Source organism: Pseudomonas sp. B611 (genome assembly GCF_055407965.1).
The window spans coordinates 72,792-86,098 of the sequence record NZ_JBUZST010000018.1 but is presented as its reverse complement, the minus strand read 5'-3'; the positions used below and the strand labels follow the sequence as shown (position 1 = coordinate 86,098).

Here is a 13,307-nt window from a genome sequence, read left to right as displayed (position 1 = left end):
ATTGAGTGTGTTCAGGTGACGAGTTGGTTGATTTCGATGATGGGCAGCAATACGGCCATGACGATGACGAGCACGACCGCGCCCATCACCACAATCATCAGCGGCTCCAGCAACGCCGTCATGCCCATCGCCCGCCGCTCAATATCCCGCGACAACGTCTGCGCCGCGCGCTCCAGCATCGGCGGTAGCGAACCGGTTTTTTCGCCGCTGGCGATCAGGTGGATCAGCACCGGCGGGAACACCTTCTCCACCGCCAGCGCCGGGGCCAGGTTGACGCCTTCGCGCACTTTGGCGGTGGCGTCACTGACGCACTGGTCGAGGCGGTCGTTGGACAGGGTTTGCCGCGCCGCCTCCAGCGCGCGCAACAGCGGCACACCGGCGCCGCCGAGGATCGCCAGGGTCGAAGCGAAGCGTGCGGTGTTGAGGCCCAGCACAAAGCGCCCGATCAGCGGCAGGCGCAACACGCGGCTATGCCAATTCAGGCGCGCCACGGGGTTGCGCAGATACAGGCGCCAACTCCAGAAACCGCCGACGATCCCGGCAAAACACAGCCAGCCCCAGGCGCGGATGAAGTCGCTGGCGTTGAGCATCGCCAGGGTCAGCCCCGGCAAGTCCTGGCGCGCCTGGGAGAACGCGCTGACCACCTGCGGCACCACGTAGCTCAACAGGAAAATCACAATGCCGATGGACACCAGCCCCACCACCCCAGGGTAGATAAACGCGGTGAGGATCTTGCCGCGCAGGTTGTTGCGTTCCTCGATGTAGTCGGCGAGGCGTTCCATCACCTGGGCCAGGTCGCCGGACTCCTCCCCCGCCGCGATCAGCGCGCGGTAGATCGACGGAAAGTCCCGTGGCCGCGCCGCCAACGCCTCCGCCAGGCGCATGCCGCCGCGCACATCGGCGCGCACGGCGGCCAGGGTCTGGGCGATGTGTTTTTTCTCGGCCTGCTCCACCGTCGCGCTCAACGCTGCTTCCAACGGCAGGCTGGCGCCCAGCAGGCTGGCCAATTGGCGCGTGGCCCAGGCCAGGTCGTTGTCCGACAGCTTGGGGGTGAACACACTGTTGCCGCCCGCCGCTTGCTGATTGCCTTCGAGCTGCACCAGCAACGCGGTCAAACCGCGCCCGCGCAGGCTGGCAAACGCCGCGCTCTGGCTGTCGGCCTCCACATGGCCGGACTCGACCTTGCCGCTGGCATCGGCGGCTTCAAAACGATAGCGATTCATCAGGCGTCCCGTGTCACACGCAGGATTTCTTCGGGGGCGGTGGCGCCGCTGCGCACCCAGCGCTCGCCGTCTTCACGCATGCTGAACATGCCGGCGCGGCGGGCGGCCAGGCGCAGGTCCTGCTCGCCGGCGCCCTGGTGGATCAGGCTGCGCACGTCGTCATCGACGCTGAACAACTCGTGAATCCCGGTACGGCCGCTGTAGCCGATCTGGTTGCAGTGCGCACAGCCGACCGGGCGCCAGGTGCCGGGCGCGGCCGGGTCTTCCTGCTTGCAATGCGGGCACAGGCGGCGCACCAGGCGCTGGGCCAACACGCCCAACAACGACGACGCCAGCAGGAAGGGCTCGACGCCCATGTCGATCAAGCGGTTGACCGCCGATACGGCGTCGTTGGTGTGCAGCGTCGCCAGCACCAGGTGACCGGTGAGCGAGGCCTGCACGGCGATTTGCGCGGTCTCCAGGTCGCGGATCTCGCCGATCATGATGATGTCCGGGTCCTGGCGCAGGATCGCGCGCAGGGCGAGGCCGAAGGTCATGTCGATCTTGGCGTTGACCTGGATCTGGCTGATGCCCGGCAAGTCGTATTCCACCGGGTCTTCGACGGTGAGGATATTGCTGGTGCTCGCATCCAGCCGCGCCAGGGCGGCGTAGAGGCTGGTGGTCTTGCCGCTGCCGGTGGGCCCGGTGACCAGCACGATGCCGTGGGGCTGGCGGATCAGGCTGTCGAGGCGCGCCAACAGTTGCGGCTCCATGCCCAGGGTTTCCAGCTGCAAGCGCCCGGCTTGTTTGTCCAGCAGGCGCATGACCACGCGTTCGCCATGGCCGGTGGGCACCGTGGACACTCGAATGTCGATGGGCCGCCCGGCCACGCGCAGGGCGATGCGGCCGTCCTGGGGCAGGCGTTTTTCGGCGATGTCGAGTTGGGCCATGATCTTGATCCGCGAGACCAGCGCGCCGTGCAGGGCCTTGCGTGGGGACACCACGTCACGCAGGGTGCCGTCGACGCGGTAGCGCACGACGGAGTGGGTTTCGTAGGGTTCGATGTGGATGTCGCTGGCTTCGTCGCGGGCGGCTTGGGTGAGCAAGGCGTTGATCATGCGGATCACGGGGGCGCCGTCCTGGGTGTCGAGCAGGTCGGTGACTTCGGGCATGTCTTGCATGAGGCGGTCGAGGTCGACCTCGTTTTCGGCGGCTCCCACAACGGCGGCGGCGCTGCCGGTGTCGGCGTAGGCGCTGGTGAGGAGGCCGTCGAGTTCGTCGTCGCGGACTTGTTCGATGGGGGATTGGCCGAATTGGCGGTGGACTTCGCTGATGGACCAGCCGGGGGTTGAGGGGCATACGGTCAGGAGCATGCCTTCGGCGTTGTTGCGCAGGAGGATGCGTTGGGATTTGGCCCAGGCGTAGGGGAGTAGGCTCATTGGCGTGGCCCTGTTTTTATGGGTACATATCCGTTTTTTGGGTAACGGCGGCTTAGGGTTCCGCCCTTACGGCGGCTCACTTTTGAAGAGCGCAAAAGTAAGCAAAACGCTCTTGCCCCAACACTCGGCACCTCGCCTAGGCTCGGTGTGCCCGTAATCCGACATGGATTTGGGGGGCCGCCGCCACGCGCCATCCATGGCGCGGGGCGGCTAAACCGGCATCCCTGCCGGTTTACCCCCCAAATCCACATCGAATTCCGGCCAGCGTGTTTAACGGGGCGCCTAAGATCAAAAGCAAGATCAAGAGCCAGAGCAAACCACAGTCCCATCTGATACATGGAGATCAAACTGTGGGAGCGGGCTTGCTCGCGAAAGCGGTGTGTCAGAAACAGATATTTTGGCTGATCCACCGCATTCGCGAGCAAGCCCGCTCCCACAGTTGATCGGTGAACAACATGAGAAATACCGGTCGGCTCTAAGGCCGCCGCGCTCTGGCTTTTGATCTGGAATCGCCCCGTCAAACCACGCTGGCCGAACGCAGGCTTGAATCCGTGGGTAACCCGGCAGGACGCCGGGTTAGCCGTCCTGGGCCAGGGATGGCCCATGACGGCGGCCCACGGATTCAAGCCTTCGTTCGGGCATGCCGAGCCTAGGCGAGGCACCGAGTGGTGGGGCGAAGGCCTTTTGCTTACTTTTGGGCCTTTCCAAAAGTGAGCCGCTGTAAGAGCGGAACCATAAGTCGCCGTTACCGCAGCAACGGATATGTACACCGCAATCACTGCGGCACCGCCCGAATCACAGCCCGCGGCGCCCCAGGAATCGCCTTCTCCACCGACGGCAACTGCGGCGCCTGCACATCCGGCATCGCCCAACTATGCTCCGGCTGCAACCCCCCTTGCGCCCGCCGCATAAACTCATACCGATTCAACGTAATACTGCGCCCCGCCCCACTGTCCCGAATAATGTAGGGCCGCAAAAACACCATCAGATTCGTCTTCGTCACACTGCGCTTCTCATTACGAAACAACGCCCCCAACCCCGGAATATCCGCCAACCACGGCACCGCATCATTGCTCTGGCTGTACCCATCCTGCAGCAACCCACCCAGCACCATGATCTGCCCGTCATCCAGCAAAATACTGGTATCAATCGCCCGCTTGTTGGTCACCGTCCCCGCCTCCACCGAAGCCCGCGTATCCACGCTGCTGACCTCCTGATAGATATCCAGCTTCACCGTACCGCCCTCGGAAATCTGCGGCCGCACATTCAGCTTCAGCCCCACTTCCTCACGCTGCACCGTCTGGAACGGGTTGTTGCTGGTCCCCCCGCCCCCGGTCACGTAGCTGCCGGTGACAAACGGAATGGTCTGCCCGACAAAAATACTCGCCGCTTCGTTGTCCAGGGTCAGCAGGTTTGGCGTCGACAGCACGTTGGTGCCGCCCTTGCTCTTCAACGCGCGGGCCAACACCTTGAGATCAAGCACCTTGCCAATCCCCGGAATATCCACAGTGCCATTGACCAACCCGATGTTCAGCCCCTTGGGCAACACATCGATGCTGGTCTTGCTGGTCGGCGTCGCATTCACGCCACTGCCGCCAAGGTTGACCCCGCCAAAACCACCCTTGCCACCGAGGTTGCCCGCCTGCCATTGCACGCCAAACTCGGTGGCATCGTCCTCGCCGACTTCGACGATCAGGCTTTCAATCACCACCTGCGCGCGGCGTTGGTCGAGCATGTCGATCACTTCCCGCAGGTTGCGGTACAGCGGGTCCGGCGCGGAGATCAGCAAGGTGTTGGTGGTGGCGTCGGCCTGGATGGTCACGCCGCCGGCGCTGAAGGCGGTGTCCTGATCCTGGCTGGTGCTGGCGCCGGTGGTTTGTTTGTCCTGGCTGTAACTCGATTGCACGCCGCTGCCGGTGGGTGTGCCGCTGCTGTTTTGCGCGGCAGTGCCCTGGGTGTTCTGGCCCGTGCCGCCCATGGCACTGAGCTTGCCCCGCGCCTCGTCGCTGACCCCGGACTCACTCTCGCCGGTCAACAAACCGCGCAGCGACTGCGCCAGCTTGCCCGCCTGGGCGTTGCGCAGGTACACCACGTGCATATTGCTCGGGTTGCTCTGGGCGTTGTCGAGCTTGTAGATCAGGTTGCGCGCCAGCTCGGTGCGTTCGGGGCTGCCGGAGCGGATGATGATGGAGTTGGAACGGGGGTCGCCGACCACGTTGATCTTCTGGGTCTGGTCGGCGCCTTGGGTGTCGAGCAGTTCGGCGACCATCGCCGCGATGTCGACGGCGATGCCGTTCTGCACCTTGACCACGTCGGTGTCGATGGCGCTGGGGGTGTCGATGCCGTTGATGATCTGCGCCACGCGGGCGAGGTTTTCCGCGTAGTCGGTGATGACGATGCTGTTGTTGCCGGGGTACGCGTTGATCGGGTTGTTCGGCGACACGATGGGGCGCAGCACCGGGATCAGGTTCACTGCGTTTTCGTATTGCAGGCGGAAGGTGCGGGTCTGCATGCCGCTGCTGCCGGCGCTGTAGATCGGCCCGCCGAGCAGCTTGGCATCGGCTTCGGGCACTACTTGAGCGACACCACCCACGTCCACCACGCTGAAGCCCTGCATGCGCAGCGCCGCCAGCAGCATGTCATAGGCCTGGTGCGCCGGCACCTGGCCTTCGCTGACCAGGGTCAGGTTGCCTTTTACCCGCGGGTCCACGAGGAACTGTTGGCCGGTGGCGCGGGACAAGGCGCGCACCACCGCCTGGATATCCGCATCGACAAAGTTGAGCTGCACCGGCTGGTCACCCAGGGGGTTGCGCGCCTTGATCGCGGCCGGGGCGTGGCCACGGGCGCTGTTGGTGATCGGGTGTTGCACGGCGGGTTTGGGCGCGAGTTCGCGTTGGCGGTCCAGCGGGCTGTCGCTGCTGCGGCGGGTGTCGGCCAGGGGTTGGCCGAGTTCGCTGTCCACCAGCAACGGCTTGCTCGCCTGGTTGCTGCACGCGCTGAGGGCCAGCAACAGCAACGGCGCGGCCATACGAAAAGGGGGAACTGACCACTTCATGAAGCTTCCTTAGCGCCAAGCGCCTGATCCATGCGAACGGTCCCGGACACAGTGCCGGCCGAGTTATCGACGGCATCCCCGGCACGTTGCAAACGCGCTTCGGACACCTCCAGGGAAAACGAACGGGGATTGCCCAGCAGCCAGTCCACCACCGCGTCGGCCGGGGCGTTGTCGAAGGTCAGGTGCCAGCCGCCAGGGGCCTGCGCCTGCAATTGGTAATGGCCTTGCAGGCCCGCGCTGTCCAGGGCCTGGCGCAGCGCGGCTTCGTCGGCCTGGCGCGGCGCGGCGACACCTTGCAACAGCACCTGCAAGGCTTCGGCCTGGGCGCGCAACTTGGGGGTTTCGGCCTGCCAGTAGTCGATTTTTTTCAGGGCGGGCTGGATCAGGATCAGCCAGGTCAATACCCCCGCCAGCAGCACGCCAACGCCACTGAGCATGCGTTTTTCGCGCAGGGCCAGGCCGTTCCAGAACAGCCGCAATTGCCGCGTCCACTTATTCATCGCTGGCTCCCGCAGCCGCCGGGCCAATGCTCCAGCCCTGCTCATCGCGTGTCGCGGCAAAACCGGCCTGGGCCAGCGCGGCCTGCCAGTCGGCCTGGGCCGTCGGGTTGCGGCTGTCCGTGAGCAGTTGCAGGTACAGGCGCCCTTGTTCGAAGGTCAGGCGCTCGACGCTGGCGACCATAAATGGCAGGTTGCTGCCCGCCAGTTGCAACAGGCTGCTGAAGCGCTGGCCAGGGTCGGCGGCGGCACCGGTCTGGCGTGCGGCCAATTGTTGGCGAGCCTGCTGCAAGGGGTTGAGCACCACCGGCAACTCGGGAAATGCCTGGCGCACCTGCTGGCTCATCAGCGCCTTGAGGCGCTGGCCTTCATCCACCTGGCGCGCGGCGTAGAGGTTGAGGCCCAGGGTCCACACGGCCGTGGCCAGGGCGACACAGGCCAGCGCCCTGCCCCAGCCGCCGCTGGCCGCCTGGCTGAGGCGAGCGTGCAAACCCCAGGCGGGGGCTGCGCCCGTCCAACGCTGCGCGGCGTCCACCAACGGCACATCCAGCCCTTGCTGGCCCAGCGGATGCACGGCGGCTTGGTGCAGGCTGTCGCGGGTCAACAGGTAGCCGTCATCCAGGGCCGCCGCGCCCATCGGCAAGGCGTAGGGCGCCGGGTACAGGCCGCGCAACTTGAGCGGCACCTGGGCCAGCTGTTCCAGCCCGGCCTTGGGCACCCAGGCCACTTGCACGCGGCCTTCGCTGTCGCGCGGGCCGTGGGCCACGTGCATGTGTTCCAGCGGGCCGAGGATCAACGCTTGCGCGGCGCAGGCCACGGCGGCGGCGGTTTTCGCGGCGGGCAGTGGCGGCAGTTCAAGGCTGGTGAGCAGGCTGTCGCGTGGGTGCAGGAAGCACTCCGCTGCCTGACGGTGCTTGCTCAGTTGGATCAGGCTTTCATGGCCTTCGGCGACAACCACGCCTCGGTCCAGCCAAACGAATTTGACTTCACTTTCGGCACTCAATTGGTCCAGCGGCGGCAAGCCAATACGCAAGCGTTTCATACGCCCACCCGCGACCAGATCACCTGCGGCTGGCGCTCTTGCGGGCGATGCAGCAACGCGTCGATGCTCACCCGCCGTTGCTCACGCCGCGCCTGGCCCTGCACGCGAAACCACTCGCTGGTAATGCCCACCTGCACCGACTCCACCGCCACCTGGGGCAAGTGCAGGCGGTTGACGAAATCCCCACGGTTGATAAACCACTGGCCGCTGTCACGCTCCGCCACCAAGCCTTGGGCCTGGGACAGGCTGAGCTGGGGCACCACGGCGCTGAGCACTTCGGCGCTGGCGGTGTTGCCGTTGACCCAGCTCTGCCCGGGCAGCACGCTGATAAATGTTTGCAGGCGGCGCAGCAGCACGGGGTCAAGGCCTTCGATGGCGCTCAACTCGTCCACGCTGCGCAGCATCGGGTATTTGGCCGGCACTTCGTAGGAGCCGATCACCCGTTGGCTGATGCGCCGGCTCACCGCCGGATCGACTCCCAGCGTACGGCACAGGCGCTCGAAGCTTTGCAGTTGCTCGGCATCCGGCAACTGGCGGTTGACCAGGTTGCGCAGGTTGAACTTGCCCTGCTCGTCCTCGATGCGCCCTTCAAACGCCCCCCGTTGGACGTAGGCCCAAGGCTGATCGAGGCGCGTCAGCACGTCCTTCTGGCGTGCCTCCCAGAGCATCTGCCGGCTGCGCTCAAGGCTGCCCTGCAACAGCCACTGACCCTGCACACGCAATTGTTCGGCTTCGAGGCTGCGGGTGAACACGGTCTGGCGCGTGAGCATGGCGCCGGCGATCACCGCGACCACGGCCGCGATCAGCAACGCGCTGATAATTGCCATGCCGCGCTGCTTCGCCGCTGGGGGCGAATGCCGTTTCATGGCGCGCCTTACAACTGCCAGGAGCCGATATCGGCGTTCACGCCGTCGCCATCCGGCTGGCCATCGGCGCCGAGGGAGAACACATCGACCTCACCGTTGGCACCCGGGTTGAGATAGTGATAAGGGTGGCCCCACGGGTCATTGGGCAGGCGATCGAGGTAGGCGCGCCAGCTGCTGTTTTTTGCATCCGCCGGGCGTTCCACCAGCACTTTCAAACCCTGGGTCATGTTCGGGTAGCTGCCGTGGTCGAGGCGATAGAGTTTCAGCGCCTGCATCAAGCCGCCGATGTCTTGCTTGGCGGCGGTGGCGCGTGCCTGGTCCGGGCGATCCAGCACCTTGGGCACGACCATTGCCGCGAGAATCCCGAGGATGACCACCACCACCATGATCTCGATCAAGGTGAAGCCACGCTGGCCGCGAGGGCTGGGCAATGGGGTTGTTAGGCGCGCGATATCCATCTCGACATTCCTTGGCTGGGGTGCATTTCGTGGCGCAGTGTTGCAAGAACACATGTCAGTCGTATTGAAAATCCTCGGGAGTTTCGGTCGCCAATCGGTCAACTCGCGGCGCTAGTCTGCGGGCCTGTTTCCCGCCTTTGAGAGCGCCATGTACGGCCGTCGCAACGCGCAAGGTTTTACCCTGATTGAAGTGCTGGTGGCGCTGGCGATCATCGCCGTGGCCATGGCCGCCGCCGTACGCGTGGCCGGGTTGATGACCCAGAGCAATGGCTTATTGCGCGATAAATCCATGGCGTTGCTGGCGGCGCAGAGTCGCCTGGCGGAACTGCGCCTGGAAGGCCACCTGCGCGATGGCACAAAGACGTTCGACTGCGACCAGGGCCGCCTGAAACTGCGCTGCGAGCAAACCATCAACGCCGACGGCCGCCTGTTTCAAGTGACCCTGCGGGTGCTCGACGCCAGCCGCGAAGCGCCGCCCCTGGCGCGCCTGGACACCCAGGTCATGGCCGAGTGAGGCGTGGCAACACGGGGCCGTCCGGCAACTTGTCGAGGTTGACGCGGACCTTTTCGCCGCCGCGCTCAAGCTCCACGGCGCTGCCTTCAATCGCCGTCAGGCGCACACCGGGGCTGAGGCGTTCGCCCACGAGGAAACTGCGCGGCGGGCCATCGTTGAGGCTGAGGATCGCCACCGCACCGCGCGCGCCGGCCAGAACGCCGGTGACCTTGACTTGCAGGGCGCTCGGCGCGTTGGCAAACCACTGCAACGCCGGGTTTTCGCTGCGGGCCGCCAACGTTTGGGGCGAGGCCTGGGGCGTGTGGGATTCGGCGGATGTGAGCAGCAGCGGCGTCCAGATCACCCCGCCAGCCAACGCCGCGAGCAAGGCCAGCGCCTGCACGCCGTGGGCGGGTGAAACACGTAGGGCGAATGCCATGGGGTGGACCTCCTGTTTGTCCGTCGCCTCAGCCTACAGGCCAATTCGCACTTTTTTATTTCACAACCTCGCCAGTTCTCCAGGAGCCGACCGATGAAACAACAAGGTTTCACCCTGATCGAGTTGATGGTGGTGCTGGTGATCATCGGCATCGCCAGCGCCGCCATCAGCCTGACCATCAAACCCGACCCGCTGAAACTGCTGCGCAAGGACGCCGAGCGCCTGAGCCAGTTGCTGCAAATCGCCCAGGCCGAAGCCCGCGCCGACGGCCGCCCGATCAGTTTGCGCGCGGATGCCAAGGGCTTTCGCTTCAACCGCCGCAGTGACGATGGCCTTGGCGTGGAAGCGTTCCAGGGCGACGCCCAACTGCGCCCGCGCTTATGGGAGAGCACGCCGATGCAGCTGACCGTCGAACCCCGACAAACCCTGGTGCTCAATGCCGAATGGATCAACCCGCCGCTGCGCGTGGTGCTGTCGGACGGGCAACACAGCCTCAGCCTGCAACGGGACGCCGCCGGTTTGCTGCGGGTGGTGAGCCAGCCATGAACAAGTCCGAGCAAGGCTTCACCCTGATCGAAGTGATGGTGGCGATCATGCTTATGGCACTGGTCAGCGTCATCGCCTGGCGCGGGCTCGACAGCGTGACCCGTGCCGACCAGCATCTACAGGCCAGCACCGAACAGACTGAGGGGTTGTTACGGGCGCTGAACCAGATGCAGCGCGATATCAGCCTGCGCGCCAGCGTTGAACTGGCCGAACCCGGTACGGCAAAGGACGCAGGGCTCGCCGCCGTGACGGTGCGCAGCTCCGACAGCAAGGGCTTTCGCCTGGAGGTGATCCGCAGCGCACCGGCCACAGGTGATGGCTTGCAACGGGTGCGCTGGTGGCTCAAGGGCGATGCGCTTTACCGGGCCGCCGCGCCCGCGCGGGACCGCTTCCCACTGCCGGCGGCCAAGGACGGCGTGGTGGTGCTGGCGGGCGTGAGTGATTTGCAGGTACGCGTGTGGGACAAGGACAAAGGCTGGCGCCAGTTGAGCGGCAATAAGCGCGAGGAGCCGTTGGGGTTGGAGATCAGCCTGGTGCGCCAGACACCGCAGGGCGTGGAGCGTTATCGCCAGGTGGTGGGGCCATTGAATTAGCGAAAGTCAGACAGCACAAACGAGGTATGGGCCCTGAGGTATTGGTCCACCTCATCCAGCGAACCTAGCGATGCCCGGCAGCGCTCGGCCCCGTCGCGACTGACAGTGACCACGTAGCCGTTGACGTCCTGGCGCAGCGTCGCGAGGTCCTTGACCACCTGACCATTGGCATCGGTCACGGAGGTCGCGACCAGCGGCTTGGCTTCGAGGGTTTGCGCGGTACGCTGTTTGAAGGCTTTGCGCTTGGCTCGGTACAGCGCGGCACCGATCATGCTGGCCAGCATGAAAATGACGATGGCGACGATTTCGAAACGGTACATTGGCCGGCCCAGGCGCCCGGGATGGGTCTCGCCGAGCCAGTGCACGGCCTTATAGATCAGTTCTTCCATGGGGTACTTTTTCGGCATCAAGCAGGCAAATGTCGCTTGAGCCTACAGGACCGCCCTGCGTCAGCTCAACAGCACGACGCCACCCGGCAGCTCCGTGCACTTGGCGCCGTACGCGTCGCGAATCAGCAACGCCACGCCGGCCAACTGCTGCAAGCTGAAGCGCGCCTGCACCCGGCGCTGGCCCAGTTCCTTGTTGAGCAACACCAGCATCCCCGGGCGGTAGCGATTGATCTCGTCCACCACCGTGGTCAGCGTGGCGTTGTTGAACACCAACACCTGTTCGCGCCAGGCCACCACGGCCTGGGTGTCCACCACCACCGGCGCGCCGATGCCCGCCGCGCTGTAGGTCAGCTGACGGCCGCTGCCCAGGCTCACACTGTGGCCGCCCGCATCCACCGACAGCGAACCCTCGATGCAGGTCACGCACACACTGTGGTCGGTGTTGCGCATGTTGAAGCGGGCCTGCGCGGCACTCACCCAACCGTCCCCGGCCTGGACCCGCAGCGGTTGTGCAAGACGGGCGACCACCTCGACTTCGCCCTCCAGCAATTCAATCCCCTCCCCGATCCGGCTGATGCGCGTCTGGGTATTGAGTTCCAGGCTGACCCCGTCACTCAACAGCACTTGGCGCTGCTCACCGACCTCGGTGCGATAGTCGGCCGTGAGCCCGGCGAAACCACCCGGCGTGCCGACACGCACCATGACCACGGCCGCCGAGGCGGCTATCGCGCCGCCCAGGAAGGCACGCCGACCAAAGCTGCGCGGCGGCGCGGCGTGCTCGAGGGCGGGGGCCAGTTGCTGCCACAACGCCTTGGTTTGCTCGAACGCCCGGGCATGTTCCGGGCTCTGGGCGCGCCAGGCCTGCAAGGCCTTGGCATCGGCCACGGTGGCGCGGCCCGACGTCAGCAGGAGCAGCCAGTCGCGGGCTTCATCGTGCAAAGGGCTGGCAGAGGCTGCCCGGGCGGTGGAGAGGTTAAAAATGTTCAAGCGCGCACATACTCACGGTTTTATCAGGGACTCGACACTAAGACGGTTTTCCGGCCCCGGGACCGAACCGCTGAATCACTTTTCTTTCGAGGCGCTTGGCGCAGTGGCCGAGGGCGGCCTTGATTTCCTTCTCGACCATGCGCGTGGAAATGCCAAAACGCTGGGAGATCTCCAGGTGAGGCGCTTCTTCCAGGCGCGCGGCGATGAGGATTTTGCGGCGGCGTGCGGGCAGCTCATACAGGGCTTTGACCAGCGATTGCACCTCACGCTGGCCGCCCACTACCCGCGATGGGTCCTGGGCTTCGTCGGCGGTTTGCAGCAGTTCTTCGACTTCGCTGCCGGTGAGCAGGCGCGCGTCGGCCTGGCGGCGGTCGGCGGCGATGTTCAGGGCCATGCGGTAGAGGTAGGCGTTGGGTTGTGCGAGGTTTGGCGGCACGTCCATGCGGTCCACCCGCAAGTAGGTTTCGTGCAGAACGTCGTTGGCCAGGTCCTCCGACCCCAGGCGCTTGCGCAAACGCACCTTGAAGTCTTCGTAGGACGCCAGGAACAAACTGACCATCGTGCTGTGCCCGGTATTTTTCATCCGTGCGTGGCTCCCTTCCCTGCTGTGCATTCCATGCGTGTTCCTGTGGTGTCGGGCATCAAAAGCAAAGTCACCGGCTGGCGCAACGAGCTCGGCGCCGGGCGTTCGATCCGGGCCGCGCTGAGGTTGCGCACCAGTGCTTCATCGCGTTGTTCATCGCCGGTGGAGCTGACCAGCCGGCTGTACTCGATCAACCCCTGCGGGTTGACCCACACCTGCACCAAGGCACGAAAACTGCCGGGACGGGTCAAGGGCGAGCCGCACAGGCTGGTCTCGATGGCCTGCTGCAAGGCCGTGGCGTAGCTGTTGTTGATCCGCGCGGCGTTGCGTGCCGGCGCGCCCTTGGTGGCAGGCCGGTTGACCTGCGCCAGTTGCAGGGTGAACGCATCACTGCGTGCATAACGCGCCATCAGGCCACTCCCTGTCAGCAACATTGCCAGAGCCTCCTGCGCCGTGAAGCGCCCATGCACGCTGATGGAGCGCCGGCCCCGGGTCAGTTCGCGGTCTACCAGCACCGCCATGCCGGTGGCGCGGCTGTACGCTTGCAGGGCGTGCTCCAGGTTTTGCGCCGGCAGGTCCAACGTCAGCAACGGCGCTTGCGCCTGCGCCGCGCGGCCTCCTGCCAGCAGCCACAGCAAGACCAAGGCGCATACGGTGCGCCGCCAGGCCCCCTGCTCACCCCCCGCTCTGCATCGCTGCACGGCCGACGTGTCCTTGA

15 protein-coding genes are annotated in these 13,307 nt (G+C 65.4%); 3 read left to right on the top strand and 12 right to left on the bottom strand.

Going from position 1 to position 13,307, the window contains the following annotated elements:
• Window positions 1-11: 11 nt before the first annotated feature.
• From gspF to gspG, 7 genes are all read right to left on the bottom strand, one after another.
• The gene (gspF, locus tag ACZRMO_RS25565; RefSeq protein ID WP_463974678.1) at window positions 12-1,223 is read right to left on the bottom strand and encodes a type II secretion system inner membrane protein GspF; all 1,212 of its coding nucleotides are present in this window, start codon (window positions 1,221-1,223) and stop codon (window positions 12-14) included.
• On the bottom strand, window positions 1,223-2,641 hold the full coding sequence (gene gspE / locus ACZRMO_RS25560) for a type II secretion system ATPase GspE (protein ID WP_463974677.1): 1,419 nt from the start codon (window positions 2,639-2,641) through the stop codon (window positions 1,223-1,225). The genes gspF and gspE overlap by 1 nt, the downstream gene beginning before the upstream one ends.
• A 775-nt stretch (window positions 2,642-3,416) precedes the next feature.
• The gene (gspD, locus tag ACZRMO_RS25555) at window positions 3,417-5,696 is read right to left on the bottom strand and encodes a type II secretion system secretin GspD (RefSeq protein ID WP_463974676.1); all 2,280 of its coding nucleotides are present in this window, start codon (window positions 5,694-5,696) and stop codon (window positions 3,417-3,419) included.
• Window positions 5,693-6,196: a type II secretion system protein GspM gene (gene gspM / locus ACZRMO_RS25550; RefSeq protein WP_463974675.1), complete on the bottom strand. Its 504-nt coding sequence runs from the start codon at window positions 6,194-6,196 to the stop codon at window positions 5,693-5,695. Before gspM ends, gspD begins: the two co-directional genes overlap by 4 nt.
• Window positions 6,189-7,235 carry a type II secretion system protein GspL gene (gspL, locus tag ACZRMO_RS25545; RefSeq protein WP_463974674.1) on the bottom strand — a complete coding sequence of 349 codons (1,047 nt, stop codon included), beginning with the start codon at window positions 7,233-7,235 and terminating at the stop codon, window positions 6,189-6,191. Before gspL ends, gspM begins: the two co-directional genes overlap by 8 nt.
• Window positions 7,232-8,101 carry a type II secretion system minor pseudopilin GspK gene (gspK, locus tag ACZRMO_RS25540; protein WP_463974673.1) on the bottom strand — a complete coding sequence of 290 codons (870 nt, stop codon included), beginning with the start codon at window positions 8,099-8,101 and terminating at the stop codon, window positions 7,232-7,234. The genes gspL and gspK overlap by 4 nt, the downstream gene beginning before the upstream one ends.
• Before the next feature lie 8 nt (window positions 8,102-8,109).
• Complete coding sequence (gspG, locus tag ACZRMO_RS25535; RefSeq protein WP_017734605.1) at window positions 8,110-8,559, bottom strand: type II secretion system major pseudopilin GspG; 450 nt, start codon at window positions 8,557-8,559, stop codon at window positions 8,110-8,112.
• A gap of 148 nt (window positions 8,560-8,707) precedes the next feature.
• Between gspG and gspI the strand changes: the two genes are divergently transcribed.
• Window positions 8,708-9,073, top strand: coding sequence for a type II secretion system minor pseudopilin GspI (gspI, locus tag ACZRMO_RS25530; protein ID WP_463974672.1), 366 nt, complete (start codon window positions 8,708-8,710; stop codon window positions 9,071-9,073).
• Here the strand turns inward: gspI and ACZRMO_RS25525 are convergent.
• Window positions 9,060-9,491: a type II secretion system protein N gene (locus ACZRMO_RS25525; protein WP_463974671.1), complete on the bottom strand. Its 432-nt coding sequence runs from the start codon at window positions 9,489-9,491 to the stop codon at window positions 9,060-9,062. The two genes, gspI and ACZRMO_RS25525, sit on opposite strands and share 14 nt — an antisense overlap.
• Window positions 9,492-9,584: 93 nt before the next feature.
• Here ACZRMO_RS25525 and gspH point away from each other — a divergent pair, with 93 nt between their 5' ends.
• Complete coding sequence (gspH, locus tag ACZRMO_RS25520; protein WP_207044415.1) at window positions 9,585-10,037, top strand: type II secretion system minor pseudopilin GspH; 453 nt, start codon at window positions 9,585-9,587, stop codon at window positions 10,035-10,037.
• Entirely contained in the window at window positions 10,034-10,630 is a 597-nt protein-coding gene (gene gspJ, locus ACZRMO_RS25515) for a type II secretion system minor pseudopilin GspJ (RefSeq protein ID WP_463974670.1), read from the top strand. Before gspH ends, gspJ begins: the two co-directional genes overlap by 4 nt.
• Here the strand turns inward: gspJ and ACZRMO_RS25510 are convergent.
• From ACZRMO_RS25510 to ACZRMO_RS25495, 4 genes are read right to left on the bottom strand one after another with little or no spacing between them, the layout of a single operon-like run.
• A complete protein-coding gene (locus ACZRMO_RS25510) occupies window positions 10,627-11,019 on the bottom strand; it encodes a hypothetical protein (RefSeq protein ID WP_463974669.1) in 393 nt (130 codons plus the stop codon). The two genes, gspJ and ACZRMO_RS25510, sit on opposite strands and share 4 nt — an antisense overlap.
• A gap of 60 nt (window positions 11,020-11,079) precedes the next feature.
• Window positions 11,080-12,006 (bottom strand): FecR family protein, encoded by a 927-nt coding sequence (locus ACZRMO_RS25505; RefSeq protein ID WP_463974668.1) that lies wholly within the window; start codon window positions 12,004-12,006, stop codon window positions 11,080-11,082.
• 37 nt (window positions 12,007-12,043) lie between these two features.
• Window positions 12,044-12,589: an RNA polymerase sigma factor gene (locus ACZRMO_RS25500; protein ID WP_017734599.1), complete on the bottom strand. Its 546-nt coding sequence runs from the start codon at window positions 12,587-12,589 to the stop codon at window positions 12,044-12,046.
• Window positions 12,586-13,227, bottom strand: a complete 642-nt coding sequence (locus ACZRMO_RS25495) for a secretin and TonB N-terminal domain-containing protein (RefSeq protein ID WP_463974689.1) — start codon at window positions 13,225-13,227, stop codon at window positions 12,586-12,588. The genes ACZRMO_RS25500 and ACZRMO_RS25495 overlap by 4 nt, the downstream gene beginning before the upstream one ends.
• Window positions 13,228-13,307: the final 80 nt, after the last annotated feature.

Excerpts from the sequence above, each read along its gene's own strand:
- gspF (WP_463974678.1), bottom strand. The coding sequence starts at position 1,223 with ATGAATCGCTATCGTTTTGAAGCCGCCGATGCCAGCGGCAAGGTCGAG.
- gspE (WP_463974677.1), bottom strand. The coding sequence starts at position 2,641 with ATGAGCCTACTCCCCTACGCCTGGGCCAAATCCCAACGCATCCTCCTG.
- gspD (WP_463974676.1), bottom strand. The coding sequence starts at position 5,696 with ATGAAGTGGTCAGTTCCCCCTTTTCGTATGGCCGCGCCGTTGCTGTTG.
- gspM (WP_463974675.1), bottom strand. The coding sequence starts at position 6,196 with ATGAATAAGTGGACGCGGCAATTGCGGCTGTTCTGGAACGGCCTGGCC.
- gspL (WP_463974674.1), bottom strand. The coding sequence starts at position 7,235 with ATGAAACGCTTGCGTATTGGCTTGCCGCCGCTGGACCAATTGAGTGCC.
- gspK (WP_463974673.1), bottom strand. The coding sequence starts at position 8,101 with ATGAAACGGCATTCGCCCCCAGCGGCGAAGCAGCGCGGCATGGCAATT.
- gspG (WP_017734605.1), bottom strand. The coding sequence starts at position 8,559 with ATGGATATCGCGCGCCTAACAACCCCATTGCCCAGCCCTCGCGGCCAG.
- gspI (WP_463974672.1), top strand. The coding sequence starts at position 8,708 with ATGTACGGCCGTCGCAACGCGCAAGGTTTTACCCTGATTGAAGTGCTG.
- ACZRMO_RS25525 (WP_463974671.1), bottom strand. The coding sequence starts at position 9,491 with ATGGCATTCGCCCTACGTGTTTCACCCGCCCACGGCGTGCAGGCGCTG.
- gspH (WP_207044415.1), top strand. The coding sequence starts at position 9,585 with ATGAAACAACAAGGTTTCACCCTGATCGAGTTGATGGTGGTGCTGGTG.
- gspJ (WP_463974670.1), top strand. The coding sequence starts at position 10,034 with ATGAACAAGTCCGAGCAAGGCTTCACCCTGATCGAAGTGATGGTGGCG.
- ACZRMO_RS25510 (WP_463974669.1), bottom strand. The coding sequence starts at position 11,019 with ATGGAAGAACTGATCTATAAGGCCGTGCACTGGCTCGGCGAGACCCAT.
- ACZRMO_RS25500 (WP_017734599.1), bottom strand. The coding sequence starts at position 12,589 with ATGAAAAATACCGGGCACAGCACGATGGTCAGTTTGTTCCTGGCGTCC.